The sequence below is a fragment of the Streptomyces sp. V4I8 genome, from assembly GCF_041261225.1.
In the GTDB taxonomy this organism is placed as follows: Bacteria; Actinomycetota; Actinomycetes; order Streptomycetales; family Streptomycetaceae; genus Streptomyces.
Map to the genome: position 1 here is coordinate 316,883 of NZ_JBGCCN010000002.1, position 16,960 is coordinate 333,842.

General features: G+C 68.2%; 18 protein-coding genes. 8 read left to right on the top strand and 10 right to left on the bottom strand.

Translation table 11 applies throughout. The features are described from left to right. Positions 1–60: 60 nt before the first annotated feature. The 7 genes from istA (at position 61) to ABIE67_RS47625 (ending at position 9,160) form a co-directional block, all read left to right on the top strand. On the top strand, positions 61–1,317 hold the full coding sequence (istA, locus tag ABIE67_RS47595; RefSeq protein ID WP_370251537.1) for an IS21 family transposase: 1,257 nt from the start codon (positions 61–63) through the stop codon (positions 1,315–1,317). After that, positions 1,318–2,199, top strand: coding sequence for an IS21-like element helper ATPase IstB (gene istB, locus ABIE67_RS47600; RefSeq protein ID WP_370251535.1), 882 nt, complete (start codon positions 1,318–1,320; stop codon positions 2,197–2,199). Positions 2,200–2,293: 94 nt separating this feature from the next. Beyond that, positions 2,294–4,114: a hypothetical protein gene (locus tag ABIE67_RS47605; protein WP_370270573.1), complete on the top strand. Its 1,821-nt coding sequence runs from the start codon at positions 2,294–2,296 to the stop codon at positions 4,112–4,114. 107 nt (positions 4,115–4,221) lie between these two features. After that, on the top strand, positions 4,222–4,836 hold the full coding sequence (locus ABIE67_RS47610; RefSeq protein WP_370270575.1) for a hypothetical protein: 615 nt from the start codon (positions 4,222–4,224) through the stop codon (positions 4,834–4,836). Between the two features lie 1,687 nt (positions 4,837–6,523). After that, on the top strand, positions 6,524–6,976 hold the full coding sequence (locus ABIE67_RS47615) for a MarR family transcriptional regulator (RefSeq protein WP_370270577.1): 453 nt from the start codon (positions 6,524–6,526) through the stop codon (positions 6,974–6,976). A gap of 53 nt (positions 6,977–7,029) precedes the next feature. Continuing rightward, positions 7,030–7,287, top strand: coding sequence for a replication initiation protein, RepL2 (locus tag ABIE67_RS47620; protein ID WP_370270839.1), 258 nt, complete (start codon positions 7,030–7,032; stop codon positions 7,285–7,287). 310 nt (positions 7,288–7,597) lie between these two features. Beyond that, positions 7,598–9,160 carry an IS481 family transposase gene (locus tag ABIE67_RS47625; protein ID WP_370270580.1) on the top strand — a complete coding sequence of 521 codons (1,563 nt, stop codon included), beginning with the start codon at positions 7,598–7,600 and terminating at the stop codon, positions 9,158–9,160. Between the two features lie 65 nt (positions 9,161–9,225). Here the strand turns inward: ABIE67_RS47625 and ABIE67_RS47630 are convergent, their stop codons facing one another. From ABIE67_RS47630 to ABIE67_RS47640, 3 genes are all read right to left on the bottom strand, one after another. Beyond that, complete coding sequence (locus ABIE67_RS47630; protein WP_370270586.1) at positions 9,226–9,561, bottom strand: transposase; 336 nt, start codon at positions 9,559–9,561, stop codon at positions 9,226–9,228. Between the two features lie 39 nt (positions 9,562–9,600). Then, entirely contained in the window at positions 9,601–10,941 is a 1,341-nt protein-coding gene (locus tag ABIE67_RS47635) for an IS701 family transposase (RefSeq protein WP_370252197.1), read from the bottom strand. Between the two features lie 357 nt (positions 10,942–11,298). Further along, complete coding sequence (locus tag ABIE67_RS47640; protein ID WP_370252079.1) at positions 11,299–12,573, bottom strand: IS701 family transposase; 1,275 nt, start codon at positions 12,571–12,573, stop codon at positions 11,299–11,301. A gap of 300 nt (positions 12,574–12,873) precedes the next feature. On the opposite strand from ABIE67_RS47640, the gene ABIE67_RS47645 reads away from it, so the two are divergent. Then, positions 12,874–13,071, top strand: coding sequence for a hypothetical protein (locus tag ABIE67_RS47645; RefSeq protein ID WP_370270840.1), 198 nt, complete (start codon positions 12,874–12,876; stop codon positions 13,069–13,071). On the opposite strand, the gene ABIE67_RS47650 is transcribed toward ABIE67_RS47645, so the two are convergent. From ABIE67_RS47650 to ABIE67_RS47680, 7 genes are all read right to left on the bottom strand, one after another. Further along, positions 13,013–13,582: an IS3 family transposase gene (locus ABIE67_RS47650; protein WP_370270590.1), complete on the bottom strand. Its 570-nt coding sequence runs from the start codon at positions 13,580–13,582 to the stop codon at positions 13,013–13,015. The two genes, ABIE67_RS47645 and ABIE67_RS47650, sit on opposite strands and share 59 nt — an antisense overlap. Beyond that, a complete protein-coding gene (locus ABIE67_RS47655; RefSeq protein ID WP_370270593.1) occupies positions 13,579–13,815 on the bottom strand; it encodes a transposase in 237 nt (78 codons plus the stop codon). The genes ABIE67_RS47650 and ABIE67_RS47655 overlap by 4 nt, the downstream gene beginning before the upstream one ends. Before the next feature lie 329 nt (positions 13,816–14,144). Continuing rightward, a complete protein-coding gene (locus ABIE67_RS47660; protein WP_370252002.1) occupies positions 14,145–14,372 on the bottom strand; it encodes a hypothetical protein in 228 nt (75 codons plus the stop codon). Positions 14,373–14,523: 151 nt separating this feature from the next. Then, positions 14,524–14,997 (bottom strand): type II toxin-antitoxin system VapC family toxin, encoded by a 474-nt coding sequence (locus tag ABIE67_RS47665; protein WP_370270595.1) that lies wholly within the window; start codon positions 14,995–14,997, stop codon positions 14,524–14,526. Further along, positions 14,987–15,256, bottom strand: a complete 270-nt coding sequence (locus ABIE67_RS47670) for a type II toxin-antitoxin system Phd/YefM family antitoxin (protein WP_370252011.1) — start codon at positions 15,254–15,256, stop codon at positions 14,987–14,989. Before ABIE67_RS47670 ends, ABIE67_RS47665 begins: the two co-directional genes overlap by 11 nt. Before the next feature lie 285 nt (positions 15,257–15,541). Further along, the gene (locus ABIE67_RS47675) at positions 15,542–16,474 is read right to left on the bottom strand and encodes a transposase (RefSeq protein WP_370270599.1); all 933 of its coding nucleotides are present in this window, start codon (positions 16,472–16,474) and stop codon (positions 15,542–15,544) included. Beyond that, positions 16,471–16,620: a hypothetical protein gene (locus ABIE67_RS47680; protein WP_370270603.1), complete on the bottom strand. Its 150-nt coding sequence runs from the start codon at positions 16,618–16,620 to the stop codon at positions 16,471–16,473. Before ABIE67_RS47680 ends, ABIE67_RS47675 begins: the two co-directional genes overlap by 4 nt. Between the last annotated feature and the right edge of the window lie 340 nt (positions 16,621–16,960).

Genomic DNA, 16,960 nt, shown 5'->3' on the forward strand with positions numbered 1-16,960 from the left:
TGACCCTCTTGGTGATCTTCGTCTGACTCTGGCCTTGTTGATCAAGGTCAGGAGGAAGAGGTGATCCTTGTGGAGGACTGGGCAGAGATCCGTCGGTTGCACCGGGCCGAGCAGATGCCGATCAGGGCGATCGCCCGCCATCTGGGCATTTCGAAGAACACGGTGAAGCGGGCGCTGGCGCACGACCGGCCGCCGAAGTACGAGAGGCCGGCCAAGGGCTCGGTGGTGGACGCGGTCGAGGTGCAGATCCGCGAGCTGCTGCGGGAGACGCCGACGATGCCCGCGACGGTGATCGCCGAGCGGATCGGCTGGGACCGCGGGATGACCGTGCTCAAGGAGCGGGTCCGCGACCTGCGTCCCGCCTATATCCCGGTGGACCCGGTGTCGCGGACGACGTATCGGCCGGGTGAGCTGGCCCAGTGCGACCTGTGGTTCCCCGACGCGGAGATCCCGCTCGGCTACGGGCAGACCGGGCAGCCGCCGGTGCTGGTGATGGTGTCCGGCTACTCGCGGATGATCGCCGCGAGGATGCTGCCCTCGCGGCGGACCGGGGACCTGATCGACGGGCACTGGCGGCTGCTGTCCGCCTGGGGCGCCGTCCCGAAGATGCTGGTCTGGGACAACGAGTCCGGGATCGGCCGCGGGAAGGTGACCGGCGAGTTCGCCGCGTTCGCGGGCCTGCTCTCCACCAGGATCTACCTCTGCCGCCCCCGCGATCCAGAAACGAAAGGGCTGGTGGAGCGGGCCAATGGTTACCTGGAGACCAGCTTCCTGCCGGGCCGTCACTTCTCCGGCCCCAACGACTTCAACGCCCAGCTGGGCGAGTGGCTGAAGGTCGCCAACCGGCGCCGGCACCGCGCTCTGCAGGCCCGTCCGAGCGAGCGGTGGGAGGCGGACAAGTCCGGGATGATCGCGCTGCCGCCGGTCGACCCGCCGTCCTGGTGGCGTTTCTCCATCCGGCTCGGCCGCGACCACTACGTCCGCATCGACACCAACGACTACTCCGTCGACCCCGCCGCGATCGGGAGGACGGTGACGGTGCTCTGTGACAACGATGAGGTCATCGTCCTGGCCACCGGCGGGGAGATCGTCGCCCAGCACCCCAGGTGCTGGGCGAAGCACCAGACCCTCACCGACCCCCAACACGCCGCCACCGGCACCCGGATGCGTCAGGGAGTGCACCGTCAGCAGGCAGCCCGCCAGAGCCGGCTGGCTGCTTCGTCCGGCCCGATGGTCGAGGTCGAACAGCGCGAACTGGACACCTATGACCGACTGTTCACCGTCATCGACGGCGGCGGCGACAAGGAGGCGAGCTGAATGCCCCGCCCCGCGACAGCCTCCGGCGACGACGAAGGCGAGGAAGAGCCCGGCGCCGTCGAGAAGACCACCACCGCCAGGACGGCAGCGGCGGCATCCTCCCGTCGGACGGGCCGGCAGACCTTGACTGACCTGGCTTTCCTCGCCCGCGCGATGAAGGCCCCGGCCCTGCTGGACGCCGCCGAACGGCTGGCCGAACGCGCCCGCAAGGAGTCCTGGACGCACGCCGAATACCTCGTCGCCGTGCTCCAGCGCGAGGTGAGCGCCCGCGAATCGCACGGCGGCGAGGCCCGCGTCCGCGCGGCGAGGTTCCCCGCCGTCAAAACGGTCGAGGAACTCGACGTCACCCATCTGCGCGGGATAACGCGCCAACAGCTCGCGCATCTGGGTACGTTGGACTTCATCGCCGGGAAGGAGAACGCCGTTTTCCTGGGTCCGCCCGGGACCGGAAAGACACACCTGGCGATCGGGCTCGCGGTCAGAGCCTGCCAGGCCGGACACCGCGTCGCCTTCGCGACCGCCTCCGAGTGGGTCGACCGGCTCGCCGCCGCCCACGCAGCCGGCCGTCTGGCCGACGAGCTCACCAGACTGGGCCGCTACCCGCTGATCGTGGTGGACGAGGTCGGCTACATCCCCTTCGAGGCCGAAGCCGCGAACCTGTTCTTCCAGCTCATCTCGAACAGATACGAACGCGCGTCCGTGATCGTCACCAGCAACAAGCCCTTCGGACGCTGGGGAGAGGTCTTCGGCGACGAGACCGTGGCCGCCGCCATGATCGACCGCCTCGTCCACCACGCCGAGGTCCACTCGTTCAAGGGCGATTCGTATCGCATGCGCGGCCGCGAACTCGGACGCATCCCCACCGACAACCAAGACGACTGAACACACGCAACAGAAGACACCTGGGTCACTATTCACCCGCCCAAACTGGGTCACGGTTCACCCGCCGCCGACACTGCAGCGCCTGGTGTAGCTGATGCCGCACGCGTTCTTCGTCGTCAGCGGCCGCAACCGCCTGCCGTGGGCCAATCCCGCCTTGCAGGGCCAGCTGGATTACACCGGCCAGGCCGCCTGGCCCGGCCTGGCCCGTGCCCAGCAGCCGGCCCCGACCGCCAGGCAGGGAGGCGTCCGCCAGCATCTGATCGGGGACCTCCCCCCACGCGACTGCGACGACCACCTCGCCCGCCGCCTCACCCAGGACGGCCAGCCGCTGATCAGTCCTGAAATCCGTGAGGTCATCACCGAGCGTTCGCACGGCCTGCCCCTCCACCTGGACCTGGCAGTCAGCCGTTACCTGGAGATCCGCCGCACCGGGCGTAATCCCGTGCCCGCCGACTTCGACCACACCTTCCCCGCCCTCATCGCGCGCACTTTGTCGGACCTGACCACCGACGAACGCCATGTCCTGCGCAGCGCCAGCCTGTTGGACGCCTGGGACCTGGATCTGGCCACCCAGGCCGCTGGCCTCACCCACCAGTCCGCGGCGCGCCGGCTTATCGAACGGCCGATGATCAGCGAAGACCCGCACGCGGTCTGGCCGTACCACCTGCACGGCGCCATCCGCACCGCGCTGCGCACAGGCGACGACCACCTCGAGGACCAGTGGACCGCAGCTGACTGGCACCAGGCTGCCGTCCGGGCACTCGCTGCCCTCGGTCGGCAATGGCAGGACGCCAGCTCGGTCGTTCCCAGCCGGACTCTGCTCGTTGCGTACCTGCGCCAGGGCCTGCGACTGGCACGTGACCACCGCCTCGACGACCTCGCCTGGCTCACCGACGCCGCCTACGCCTACACCGACGACTCCGTCTGGGAGCCCATCGCCCCACCCGCCCAGACGCCCGCGCTCGGCGACGCCGCACAGCAGCCAGGACCGGACACACCCGCCGACGCCCTGGCCGAGCTCCTCGCCACCATCGCCCGCCGCCAGCACGAGCATCGCGAACGCACCGCCGAGCGCCTGACCGCCGTCCTGGACGCCGGTCTGCTGTTCGGCGAGCTCACCGAACTCGCTCTGTACTACCGGGCCAAGGTCCACAAGGACCTCGGCCGCACCGACGCCGCCCTCGACGGCTACTGCCAGGTCGCCGACGCAGACGGCCGGCTCGCTCCGCGCGCCCGCCGCGGCCTGGCCAACCTCGCACGGATCCGCGGCGACTTCCCCGCCGCGCTCGCCGCCATCCCCACCCTGGGCTGGAAGGGCCGCCACCACCGCGTCCTGGGCCATATCCACTTCCCCCACGGCGACATGGACCGCGCCATCGCCGCGTTCGACGCCGCACGGACCGAAGCCGAACAGCACAACGCACCGGGCGAGCGGGCCATCGCCCAGACTCTCCTCTCCCTGGCCTGCGCCTTCACCGACCCGACCCGTGCAGACGACGAACTCGCCCTCGCCCACCAGCTCCTCGGCCAGCTCGACCAGCGCGCCACCACCCTCCTCGCCCAGGTTGCTGCCCTCGTACGCGACGCCGGCACCAACGACGTCACCGACCGCGCCGCGGTGCTGCGCACCGAGATCGCCGTCGCCGGGCTCGCCTGGCTCACCCCGCTCCTGGAGGTCACCCTCGTCTTCCACCACGCTGTACGAGGCGCACAGGACGACCTGACCGCCACTATTGACCGTCTGCACGAGGCAACCGCGAACGGCGACTTCGCCTACTACGTCCATATCGCAGCTGCCATGGGCGACCTGCCCCAGCCCAGCGGGTCGGCCGTACAGTGGCTCGACGATGAACCCACCGTCCGTGCCCGCTGGCGCTCCCTGGTCACCGCTCGCCAGCACCACCTCGGATACTGACCGGACTGCAGCCAGGACCCACTTCTGAGCCGGGGCACCGCATCCACCTGGGCGCGCCACAGCCGCCGATAGAGTCGTCGGGTCTCCGACGAACCCCGGGAGTTGCCGTGGAGCACCACCTCAAGCGCGGGCAGGTGTACGCGCCGTGCGGGCAGCCCAAGGAGACGGCCCGGTACGTTCGGATCGTGCGCCCGGGAGGCAAGCGCGTGCTGATCGCGGACGCTGCCACCGGCCGCCGCGAGCGCGAGGTCGACGCCAACCGGCTGCACGAGTACCCCACGCGCAACGGGTTGCCGCAGCGCACTGGATACGCCCTTGCGGACACCCACGAGTGGCTGACGCTCCTGACGGACTTGGCCCTGCGCAAGTACCCGTACACCATCTCGGCGTCGGCGATCGACCAGGACGTACGCCGCGGCGGCTACGTGAGGCTGGAGCCGAACGTCGCCCTGGAGGCGACGCTCGAGACTGCGGACTGGACTGTGGAACCGACCACCACCGCCGTCGACGAGCTGCGTGTGCGGTACCGGGGGAAGGACCGCTGCCCGTCGATGCTCATCGTCCCAACCGAGGGGCGCCAGTACTGCACACGGTGGCGCGACGACCACGACGAGCACCAAGACGACCAGACACTGCACCAGTGGAAGGACGCCACCCCGCAGCCTCCTGCGTGGTGGCTGACGGACCAGCCGCAAACCAAGGGGTATGACAACAAGCGCTGAGGCCGCCCCGCCCGCGGTGCACCCCTCGCTGATCAAGGCCAAGGTGGCGCAGTGCTTCAGCCCACGGTTGTCCACCAGCACGTGGGGAAGATGTGGCAGGCCGGGTGGCCGCTGTCAGGGGTCATGGGAGTCGGAGCAGGTCACCTTGCTGCTCATATGGGCTGTTTCGCCGTAGGAAGCGTGTGGGGGCGCTGCCCTGTGCGAAGCGACGTCGCAGGCCGATGCGGAAGCGGAAGGCATCTTCCGGTCCCAGGGGTAGCCGTTTGACTCGCCTGCGCAAGTAGTGGGCCAGAACCTCGTGTTGTCCCGCCGCGAGCTCGCTGGGAGGGCTGCTGGTGGGATGGCTACGGAAGCCGTAAGCCGCCTTGGCCGCCTCTACTCGCGCCTGTTCGAATGGCATCCCCGGGAAGTACTCGCTGCGCGGCGTGGCGGAGGGGAAGATGGCGCGACAGCCGGTGAGGGCGCACTGCTCGATGAGGCGATACTCGGGGTGGGCGGGGGAGAGCCATAAGCCGGCGAGCCGGAGTCCCCGGCTCCTGGCGGTGTAGAGGTGCGCCAGCAGGCGGTCCTGGGGCGCAGCCGTGGAGCCGACCTTCACGTAGGAGCCTGGCCCGTCGAAACCGATCACGTACACGTATCCCACGCCCGGGGCTGCCTGGCTGGGAATGGCTTACTGCCGCAGGTACTTGAGCATCGGGTTCTCTGGGCGGGAGTGAACTAACGCAAGCACGTCGTGGATTCAACCGTGCTCCACTGACAACACCGTCAGAGGAAGATTCGCGCCTGGCCAGCAATCGACCACGCCGCAGAACTCTCTTGGTGGTGCCGGTGAGTCCTCGAGAGCGGGTCACCGATGCCTAGCGCCGCCGGGGGGGGGCCGGTCGAGGGACCACCGGCATGCAATTCGTCCTGCACTGTGGTGACGGTGCGTGGTACCAGGGGCCTTCGCCGGCCCCTGGACCCCGCTGCCCCACCACTTCCCGGCGCGAATCCGTTTCGTCGTGGCACAGGCCGTCCGCGCCGGAAAGCGGCGGGGTCCTGTGGCGCGGAGGCACGCACACTGCGACCGGCATGTCCGCTCGGTTTTGTGTCGGCAGCGGGCGGAGGAGGGTGTCGGCGTGTGGCTGAGCTTCGTTTGTTGCTCCCTTGAGTGCTGGTGCGATGACGACAGAGTGAAGGCGCTGTGGCGCATGACACCGCTTGGTCGAGGGCCAGAGTCGCAGGGCAAGCGGCTCCTGTGTGAGTGAAGAGAGTGCGGCCGCCAAAGAGCTCCTGACCTGCATAAACACCCCATTCGACCAAGATCGAGGGAACTGGTAAGCAGATCCCTCAGCAGTAGAAGGCGATCGGTAGACCTGAGTACACAGATCTCTCAGCCGTGTCACGCAGTCCCAGGAGTCGTGCACCACGATCAGTCTGACTGGGAAGGCGATTGAGCGATCGGCAACTACGGCTCTAGGAACCGGGCACCACGATCCTGTAGCAGCATCAGATTGACGTGGCGTACATGTCTCCCTGCGTGGGCAAGCTCGGGGTTCGGCAAAGTGGGCTATTCACATGAGGGCAAGCGACACGGCTGACAGGCGGACTTGATTGACGTCCTGCTCATGTACGTTAAGTTCATCTGGTCGGCCTCACAGCCGTCCTTCGTGAACCATCCATCAACCCCCTTGCGCCGGAGGGTCCGTTGGGAGCAGTACGCAGACTGGTTGACGCCGACACGGGCGAGCCGGTCCCCTATGCGCCATACGCCTTCTCCGGCAGGCACACACAGGTCGACAAGGCCCGCGTCGAGGCGATCACCGAATCGAAGGCGTTCACGCCCAGCCAGAAGTTTCTGGTCCTGTGGTGGATCGGGGTCTCGCCCGAGGGTATGGAGCCGCTGAGGGCCACCGGAGCGGACATCGCCAAGCGGGTAGGGATGTCCACCGATGCCGTGGGGAAGATCAACAGGAAGCTGGTCAAGCACCGCATCCTGATTGTCCGAGGACGCATCGGTAACTACAACTTTTACCGGATCAGCCCCTACATCGCCTTCCACGGCACCGGGATCGAACAGCGCGAAGCAGTGAAGACGTGCAACCCGCCGGACATCCCCGGATTCAACGAAAACGCCCCTGCGCGGTGGGAGGCCCAGTGACCAGCACCGACGACAAGCAGAAGAACCTCGAGCTGCTTGAGAAGACGGTCGGCATGACCGCCAACCAGCGCCTCGTCGTCATGCTGTACGCCCTGCACCCGACAGACCGGTCCGGCGCCGTTTTCGAGACTGCCGCCAACCTGGCAAAACTCGTCGGCATGGCACCGCCCGTCTTCTCCCGCACCCGTAAGCAGGTCATTGAGGCCGGCTGGCTGGAGGAGACCGAGAGGCTCGGGCACATCAAGTACTACCGGCTCGACCCCAAGCGCATGGGGGAGAACGTCGTCGTCCCTCTACGCCGCGCGACCTGACGTCCCACAGACCGCACCTCATTGACGTGAAGTACATGAGGTGCGGTCTACAGGACGTCCTCATTGCCCCACGGCTAAGGCGCCCGCAAAGGCCTTGGACCTGGTTGCCTAGCGCTTGATGCGGCTGCGGACAGCAAGGACCGCCAGGGCCAGCAGGACGGGCTCCAGTAGTCGCGATGCCATTTCGATGTACATGACTGTGCAGTCCCAGCTCATCCTTGACGCCGTTGGTGCTGGACTTGCTTGACGGTCGCGGGAGATTTCTGACGGTCCGAGCACATCCCTGACGGGTAGCACTCGTTGTGCAGGCATGGACGACATATCCGCTGCCGAGACAGCTGATGAGGACTGGACGGTCGAGCACCGATTCCGGGCCGTGGTGGAGGTGCTGGACGGTTCGCCGGTGGCCGAGGTCGCCCGCCGGTACGGCACGTCGCGGCAGTCCCTGCACTCCTGGTTGCGGCGCTTCCGCGAGGGCGGACGGGACGGCTTGAAGGATCGCTCCCGTCGGCCGCACAGCTCACCGTCCCGGGTGCCGCTCGAGACCGAGCTGGCCATCTGCCAGCTGCGCCAGAGCTATCCGAAGTGGGGTGCCCGCCGGATCGCCCATGAACTGGCCGTGCGCGGGGTCGCGAACGCGCCGGGCCGCTCGACGGTGCACCGCGTCCTGGTCCGCAACGGCCTGGTCGACCACCAGATCCAGGTCCACCGCCGGATCTACAAACGGTGGCAGCGTGACGTGCCGATGCAGTTGTGGCAGATGGACTTGATGGGCGGGGTGTTCCTTGCGGACGGGCGGGAGTGCAAGCTCCTCACGGGGATCGACGACTGCTCTCGGTTCATCGTGATCGCCTCGGTGTTGGTGCAACCCACCGGACGAGCCGTATGTCAGGCGTTCATCGAGGCTATGCGCCGCTACGGGGTCCCGTCGGAGATGCTGACGGACAACGGCAAGCAGTTCACCGGCCGTTACTCCAAGCCCCTTCCCGTCGAGGTGATGTTCGAGCGGGTCTGCCGCGAGAACGGCATCAACCAGCGGCTGACGAAGCCCAGGTCACCGACCACGACCGGGAAGATCGAACGGTTTCATAAGACCCTGCGCCGCGAGATGCTCGACCACTCCGGTCCCTTCGCCGACCCGGTCGCGGCCCAGAACGCGATCGACGCGTGGGTCCATGGCTACAACCACACGCGCCCCCACCAGTCGCTGGAGATGGCCACTCCGGCTCAGGTCTTTCGCCCGCACCCGCTCCCGGCCGACACAACAGTGCCTGCTCAAGCCGTGGCGGCCGAGCCCACGTCGGGGTCGTCCGAACCGATGCGACTTCCGGTGCTTCCGCCGCCGAGCTCGTCCGAGGACAACCTCCCCCTCCAGGCGGTGGAGTTCGAGGCGGTGATCAGCCCCGGCCGGCACGTGATGCTGCCGCAGGCACGGAGCCTGAAGTTCAGCCCGTCCCTGGTCGGCCGGACCGTCACGGTCTGGGCCAGTCACCGCACCGTCCACGTCGTGCTCGACGGGCAACTCATCCGAACTCGCTCGATGACCTTCACCGACGCCCACCTGCAAGGGCTGGTCATGCGGGGCGGACGGATCGGCGGACCCGAACCCCAGGGCGGCCTCAGTGCGGACAAAGCTGCCCGTGGCGTGGGAGCCGAGGGCGAAGGGGCCTTGGGGCAGCGCCGGGGCGCATCCTGGTCGCGTCGGGACCGGGACTTGTGCGGTTGTGGCTTTCGCCCCGTGGTGTGGTCGTTGTTCGGGCAGGCTCGGCTGCCGGTCATCTCTTCGCGGGACCGTGCTCCTTGTCCTGTTCGGGAGGGAGCAGGTCCTCGGCATGGGGCGGTTCGCTCCGGCCGACGGGATCAATCACGTTAACGGCCGCGCCACCGGGGTGGGGGCCGGACAATACATGATCACGCGTCGGTCGGGTTCCGGCCTGCTCACGCCGCCTGCTGTGCCAGGGCGCGGACCTCGCCGTCACGCAGGGCGTAGTAGACGTAGGTGAGCAGCTTGCGGGCGGCTGCGGTCTTGGCCACGTTGCGGGCCGCGGTGCCGCGACGGTCGGTAATACGGTCGTGCAGGCGGCGCATCGGGGTGTCGGTCCGGCAGCGCTGGACGGCCTCGACGCAGGCCCAGCGCAGCAGCGCCGAGCCCTGCTTGGTGATGCGGCCGCGGTGGACCTTGGTGTCGGAAGCGCGGTGGCGCGGTGTCAGCCCGGCCCAGGAGGACAGCTGGGCGGGCCCGGCGAAGCGGTGGATATCGCCGATCTCAGCCACGGCAGCTGTAGTTCTTGATCGGTTGGTCATTGTTGCTGGTCAGGTGGTTGCTGCGGCGGTGATGTTGTTCCAGCGGCGGTGGGCTTCGGTGGCTTGCTGTTGATGGTGGCGGCGCCATGCGGACCAGTGCAGGAGGTGCTCCAGGTCGCGGCGGGGAGGGCGCAGGGCGGTGGCGCGTAGGAGTCGCAGCAGCTCGCGGGTGCTTGAGGGGGCGAGTGGGCCGCTGGGTGTCTGGGCGGCGGCGCGGGCTTGGGTGACGGCCAGGATGGCTGCGGCGAGCATGCTGATCAGGCTCCAGCGCATCCAGGAGTTCCAGCAGGTGGTCTGGCCCTCGTCCAGGCCGCAGTCGGATTTTCCGGCCTGGAAGTCCTCTTCGATTTTCCATCTGCAGCACACCACATCGACCAGGGTGGCCATGGTGACCGCGGTTGCGGAGTGGCAGCGGTAGAAGGAGAGTTCGCGGGTGTAGCGGTGGCGGCGCACCAGCAGGTAGGAGTGGCCCGGCCCGGTGCTTTCGGGGGTGTCGTCGGCGAGGACGCCGATCATGGCCCAGTCGTAGTGACGGTCGCCCTTGGTCCCGTGGCCGGTACGCATGCGCATCCAGGTGCGGCGGGGTAAGCGGGCGGCGAGTTCGGTGGCGGTGAAGCGGCCGGCTGGGGTGGTGACGCGGTGGTCGGCGCGGACCGCGAGGGCGTAGTCGAGGCCGAGTGCCCGTGCATGCCGTCGCAGCTCGCGACCGCCGTACACCTCGTCGCCGGCCAGCCAGCGGGCCGGTATCCCCAGGGCACGTACACGCTGCAGCATGGCGGCCGCGAGCTGTGGCTTGGTGGCGAACAGGGTCTCGTCGGGGACGTGGGTGAGCAGGCGGCGTTCCTCGTCGGCGGCCCACCCGGCGCCCAGGTAGAGGGCGCGGTCGATCAGCGTGTGCCCGCTTACCGAGGCGTAGGTGAGGTGGACGGAGACCTGGCACAGACCGATACCGCCGAGCGCCCCGGAGTACTGGTGGGCCGCTCCCACGCAGTCGGTCGAGGACTTCTCATCACCGGTCTCGTCCACGATCAACACCGCCTGGTCGTCCGCGAGTTCACCGGCCGCCCAGGTCATGAGCCGGTCGCGGGCCAGATCGTGGTCCCACACACCACGGGAGAGGAAGTGCTGCAGCCGGTGCGGGCCCGAGTGCCCCAGCGCCTCGCCGAGCGTCCAGCAGTTGCGCGTATCGAGCTCCATCAGCATGCCCTCGGTCATCTCCCGCGCCAGCAGGCGCGGTTCCCGGCGCGGGAAGCAGTCAGCGACCTCGGCCATCACCGCCCCGAACGCGGCCGTCCACTCCTGCCCGGCTATCGTGGCCTCCACGGCCACCTGTTCCTTGATCGTCGTCACAAACGCTCATGATCACGGTGGCCGTCCCCCTACCCTCGGCCGCCCCCGCACCCCCGTTGACCAGCACGAACACGCCAACGATCAAGAACTACAGCTGCCGTGTCAGACCCTTCAGCTGTAGATCATGGTGGTTGCGGGAGTTCTGTTGGTGTGTCGGGTCCGGCTGGGACGGTGTGACCGTGTGCTCGGCGGCGTCGGTGGCAGGCACGGGCGATGGCCTGGTGGAGGCGGCGGTAGGCGGACCAGGCCAGGCCGTGCCGGATGCGTTGGTGGCGGTCGGGCAGCGGGGTGAGCAAGATGAGCAGGCGCCTGATCTCGAAGGCGGTGAAGCGGACGGGGGCGGGTGGGCTGCTGGGATCAGGCGGGTCCCCCTCTCTCGGCGACGGGTGCTGTCGGCGCGGGCTGGCCGTAGCGGGTCCGGGCCAGCGGGCCGTTCTCGCGGGCGGTGGCTGCGTCGCAGCCGACCAGGAACGCGGCGGCCAGCTGGGCGAGGGTGACGTGCCGGTACCAGCCGTGGAAAGAGCGGACCTCGTAGTCAGCCATCCCGCAGGCGGACTTCGCCAGCTTGATCGCCTCTTCCACCCGCCAGCGCGCGCCCGGCACCAAAACGATCTCCTCGACCGGGGTGTCGGCCGGGCCCCAGCCCAGGTAGTAGTCGCGTTTGCCGGGATCCTCCAGGCGGCGTCGCGCGACCAGCCACCGCGCCCACGCCTGGCCATCGACCATCTCCTCCTCGCCGGGGAGTCGCCGCACCCACCACTGCCACGTGCGGGTATCCAACTGGGAGGGCCCGGCGGGCAGTTCGACCCAGTCCTCCTCCCGCGCGACCCGCTCCACCAGCCGGGCGGCGTGCCGCCAGCCCGGACGCTGCAGCACCGGCGAGTTCGCCTGCACGTTGACCACGTACGGCAGACGATGTTCCTCCAGGAAGGAACGGAACGCACGCTCGCGCCCGTACACCTCGTCGGCGGCCACCCACACCTTCCCCGGCTCCTGAGGCAGGTCGGGCAGCGCCCGCTCGATCATCGCCTCCGCCAGCCGTGGCTTGGTCAGGAAGCCGCGCTGCTCGGGCACGTGCGCGGCCCGGCAGCGATCCGGCTCGTCCGTCCATTCCCGTGGCAGGTACAACTCCCGGTCGATCAACGCCTGCCCCGCACCGGTGGCCCACGCACACATCACCCCGATCTGGCAGGGGAATACCCCGCCGAGCGTCCCGGAGTGCTGCCTCGCCACCCCGGCCGAAGCCTTCCCGCGCTTGGCGAACCCGGTCTCGTCCACCACCAGCACCCCGGCCCCGCCGGGCCCCGCGCCCACGCCGTCGTCCGCCAGCTCGGCGACGGCGTACCGGCGGGTGAAGTCCCGCACCCCCTCCACGTCCCACTTCGCCCGGTCCAGCAAGTGCTGCTGGTTCCACGGCACACGCTCTCCGGCCCACTCCGCCAGCTGCCAGCCGTTCTTGCGCGAGACCGGCCCCAGTAGGCCCCGGACGCACATCTCCCCATGCCACTGCGTCTCCACCCGGCCGAACAGGTCCCCGACCCCCACCAGCAGATCGTCCAGCCGCCCCGCCCACTCCTCCGCCCACTCCCGGTCCGACACCTCGACCGGGACATCCAGCAACTCCGCCTTCATACACGGCAGTTACCCAGCTTAGAGACCCTCGAACTCCCGCAACCACCATGATCTACAGCTGAAGGGTCAGCGACCATCACGGCGGCGAAGACCGGGCCGATGCCCGGGATCATCTGTACCGCGTGGTAGCCGGGAGCGGCGCGCAGCAAGTGGGGTGACATTCCCGTGTTTTCTGCCTGCGATCAGCAAGGGGGCCCTGAAGAGGCTTAGTTCCGAATTGCGCGGGTGGCGGATTCACCGGCGCACGGGCCACACGTCGCTCAACTCGCACGGATCATCAACCCAATCGTGCGAGGGTGGATGCAGTACTACGGGGCGTTCTATCACTCCGCGCTGAAGCCCCTCCTGCGGAGCATCAACGCCTACCTGGTGCGCTGGATCCGCAGAAAGTACAAACGGCTGGCCGGGTTCAAGAAAGCCAAGGACTGCTTCCAGGGGATCACACAGCGGTACCCGGGAATGTTCGCGCATTGGCGCTTGTGCCGTAATTTCTGGTGATCGGGGTGACAAGAGCCGTGTAGCGGGAGACTGTTACGCACGGTTCTGTGGGAGCCGGAGGGTGAGATTCCCTCCGGCTACCCGACCCGACCATTTTTCGGCCGAGCGCTTCGGCGGTGAAGTCGCGGTTCACGAGGTCGGGGATCGGGCCGGCCCGGCCGTCGTTCTCGGTGAGGCTGTGGCGCCACGGCCGTGGCTGGCACGCCTGGAGGTCTAGCTCCCGCATGAGGTCACGCACGAGTTCGGGCCCGCAGGGCACGCCCCAGGCAGTGAGGTCGGCGTGGATGCGCCGGTAGCCGTAGGTGCTGTCAGAATCCTCGAAAGACTTGGTCATCAGTAATTTCAGATCCTCCCGTCGCCGGGCGGTCGCCGAAATCGGCCGGCTCCGCCGTTCGTAGAATCCTGAGCGGGACACTTCCAGCCAGTCACACATCTTCGCGACCGGCGGTATCTCTTCGTTCGTGGTGGAGGGCGCGTACTCGGCATCGATGAACTCGAACCTGTCACTCACCGAGGATCCTTGGCAAAGTACGCTGCGACTTTTTCCAGGAAAGCGACCTTCTGCCGCAGTTCCCTCAGTTCGCGTTCCTGCTCGCGGAGCCGTGCCCGTTCATCCACCGTGAGGGGCGGCTCCTCTCCCGCGTGCTCACGCCGGTAGGCGTTGACCCAATTCACGAGCGTGCCTTCGACAAGTCCGAGTTCCCGGGCGACCTGGGCGACCGGACGCGACGTCTCGATCACCATCTTTCCCGGCCTCTTCCCGATACTCAGGGGTGAACTTCCTACGTTTCTGCGACAACCGGCTTCCCCTTTCCGAACAGACCCACCGTAGTGGGACCACTGTCCGGAAACTTCAGGGCGCTTCAGTGAGGCTGGAGCGGTGGTGGTCAGCAGCCAATGGATTCCTTGTCCGCCGCCTCTGATTGCATGCCATTCAGGGATGGGGACCCGGCCGGCGGCGGCATAGATCCAGCCCTGTGGTGGTAGACGTGGGTGAGGATCGTGTCGAGGACGTGCCAGTCGGCGTGGTGTCCGCAGGCACTGCACCGGTTTGGGTTGAAGCTGCGGCCCCGCTACCAGGCGGGCTGGTCGTGCAGTTGTGCTGCGACGTCTGCCGTGTCGCCGTCAGGTGCCGCGAGGACGGGGCGCGCCATGTCGACGGCTTCGGGGCAGTCCGTGGTGGTGAACTCCTCGCCGCGCGGCCGGTATGACGGCAGCAGCCCGAACACCCACCACAGGGAGAAAGCGCACCGCTCGCACGGCGCCTCGTACGCCAGCACGTCTACCTGCAGCGAACTCACCGGGCCGCACCCCCTCTATTTTCATGGTGATCCTGGCACATCGGGCCCTGGCGCCGGGCGCGGTCTGGCAGGGGCAGGACACCGGTCGGTGGAAGTCCGTCGCCGCGCCTCGGGGGCGTCGCCTGACCGGACTGCTCTCGCCGGTGGTTGTCTATCGGTCGTGGAGCACTGCAGGGCGGCTGACGGGGATGACGGTGAGTAGGTTGTCAAGGCCCTTGAAGTCGTCCGGGTTGGTGGTGAACAGGGGGAGGCCCTCCGCAATGGCGATCGAGGCGATCATCAAGTCGGCGGTGCGGCGCCGGGGCTGGCGGCCGGCGGTGATGACGGCGGCGCAGACGCGGCCGTAGATGCGGGCGGCTTCCGCGTCGAAGGGGATGGGGTCGAACTCATTCTCGGCGCGTTGGAGGATGTCCGTGCGACGGGCGCGCTCGGCGTGTTCGTCGTAATCGTCCTGTTCGGCATTGCCGCGCACCTGGTGGGGGCCGGCGGAGAGTTCGGCCAGGGTGATGGCGCTGATGGCCATCTCGGCGGGCAGCTCGTCAGGGTTGATCCACTTGCGCAGAATCATGATGTTGGTGTCGAGGAGCCCCTGCGGGTGCTCGGCGGAGGGGTGCTCAACGGGCATAGGGGTCATCCTGCTCCTGCTCGACGGTGGTTGCCTGGTCGGCTCGGAAGGCGTCCGGGGAGATGTCGGAGGCGGTGCGGGACCTGGCAGCGAACTCGCCGCGCGGGACGAAGCGCCGACGGCGTCGCAGAGGGATCAGCTCGCCGATGCGGTGCCCATCCCGGGTGACGGTGAAGGACTGGCCGCTTTGGACGGCATCCATGATCTCTTTGGATTTGGTGCGCAGGTCGCGCTGGGTGATCTCGGACTGGGTGCTCATATATCCATGATAGCCGCCCTGTGCTACAGGGTGCCACCCTGTAGCACCCCGTGTTCCGCGCCCTCGGGCTGTCAGGCACATCCCCGGCAGTTGATCGCCAAGAGTCTCGCTACTTGGCGCTCGCTTTCCAGGAGACGTAGTCAAACTGCCAGGTCAGAACAACTGTTGCTGACCTTGAGACAACCCGCCGACCCCCGACCCGGCCACCAGTACGGGCACGTACAGATCCCAGCCCGCATGAGGCTGGGCCGAGGGACTGACGGTGTCCCGCGTCAAGTTTGTGGCTCAATGATCTTGGTCTGAAAGTTGGGGATGCAGGGTCGGGGTGCGGTAGACCTCGATCGGCCGGTGGCCGGCGAGGGCTTCGTGGGGCCGAACGTGGTTGAAGACGTGCCGGTAGTGCTCCGCCTCGCGGGCCAGAGTGTCGAGGTCCTCGATCTCCAGGCGGTAGAGGTGCTCGTACTTCAACGAGCCGAACGCGCGCTCGCGTACCCCGTTCTGGCCGGGGCTCTTGGCGCGGGTGCGGATGTGCAGCAGCTCGGGCCGGGAGGCGATGAAGCGGGCGAACGCGGCCCCCTTGAACGCGCCGCCGTTGTCGGTGACCAGCTTGATCCTGCGGATCTTGCCGGTTTCCGGATCCGTGGGCAGCAGCTCGGCCAGCGGGGCGCCGCCCAGGCACTCGGCCTCAGCGATGGCGATGCGGACGGCCTCGATGGCGTCGGCTCCGGTGCACGACGGGGCGATGTGCCAGCCGTGCTCGTACTTGGTGAAGTAGTCGGTCACCCCTGCCAGCCGCCAGATGCCGCCACCGGTGGTTTCGTACTCGGAGAAGTCCAGCTGCCACACCTCGTTCGGCCGCGTTGGCAGCTCGGCGAAGGCGGCCTTACGGGCCTTGGCGTGCTCGCGCCGCTCGCCCTGATAGTCGACGGGCTGGAGCAAGTCCCGTCGGCGCAGGGCCCGTTCGACGGAAGAGGCCGACACCTCATGTCCGTCGGCCCGCATCAGCCAGTGGATCTTGCGGTGTCCCCAGGCCGGCCAGTCCGCGGCGTACTTCGCCGCGAGGGGCTCCAGAGCGTCGACGACCGGTGCGGGCCACGGCCCCTTGACCACAGTGCCGCCTTCACGGGTGCGGGCCTGCCACCGACAGTACGTACGGCGCGGGATGCCGAGCAGCTCACAGAACCTCGAGGTCGGCATCACCGCCTGGCTGCGGATCACCTCGAGGTCCTCGAAGGGGCCAGACGGTCCTCGGCGGACTTCTTCCACACCCGCAGCTCGACATGGGCCTCGCCCAGTGCCGTCTTCAGCTCCTCGATCTCCGCCTCGAGCCGCTCCTCCCGGCCCGACACGCGGCGGCTGCCCACAGCGGCGAGACCAGCCCTGCCGGCGTTGGGATGGTCTCGGGATAAGCTTGGCGGGTGCCCGTCTATTGGCCAGGCGGTGTCCGGCATGGAGGCGACGCGAGTCCGGTCTGCTGCTCCTGCGCGGAACGTGAGAAGGCGTACCCCGACACCGACCGCCTTCTGGGCGGCGAGAGGGAGTGCCCGGTCCAGGTGTTGTCCTGGAGGCCCTGAGTACCGTTGCGGGGTGCACTGGCGGACCGGCTCGTAGTAGCTGTGATGCCCCTGTAACGGGGGCGGAGCCAAGGGGCAGGGTCATCCGCGGCTGTTGTTCGGTCAGTCAACCGGAGTGCCCGGGAGGAAC

Excerpts from the sequence above, each read along its gene's own strand:
- ABIE67_RS47655 (WP_370270593.1), bottom strand. The coding sequence starts at position 13,815 with ATGGTGATCGAGACGTCGCGTCCGGTCGCCCAGGTCGCCCGGGAACTC.
- ABIE67_RS47605 (WP_370270573.1), top strand. The coding sequence starts at position 2,294 with ATGCCGCACGCGTTCTTCGTCGTCAGCGGCCGCAACCGCCTGCCGTGG.
- ABIE67_RS47665 (WP_370270595.1), bottom strand. The coding sequence starts at position 14,997 with ATGCCCGTTGAGCACCCCTCCGCCGAGCACCCGCAGGGGCTCCTCGAC.
- ABIE67_RS47620 (WP_370270839.1), top strand. The coding sequence starts at position 7,030 with ATGACCGCCAACCAGCGCCTCGTCGTCATGCTGTACGCCCTGCACCCG.
- istB (WP_370251535.1), top strand. The coding sequence starts at position 1,318 with ATGCCCCGCCCCGCGACAGCCTCCGGCGACGACGAAGGCGAGGAAGAG.
- ABIE67_RS47670 (WP_370252011.1), bottom strand. The coding sequence starts at position 15,256 with ATGAGCACCCAGTCCGAGATCACCCAGCGCGACCTGCGCACCAAATCC.
- ABIE67_RS47640 (WP_370252079.1), bottom strand. The coding sequence starts at position 12,573 with ATGAAGGCGGAGTTGCTGGATGTCCCGGTCGAGGTGTCGGACCGGGAG.
- ABIE67_RS47625 (WP_370270580.1), top strand. The coding sequence starts at position 7,598 with ATGGACGACATATCCGCTGCCGAGACAGCTGATGAGGACTGGACGGTC.
- ABIE67_RS47645 (WP_370270840.1), top strand. The coding sequence starts at position 12,874 with ATGCAGTACTACGGGGCGTTCTATCACTCCGCGCTGAAGCCCCTCCTG.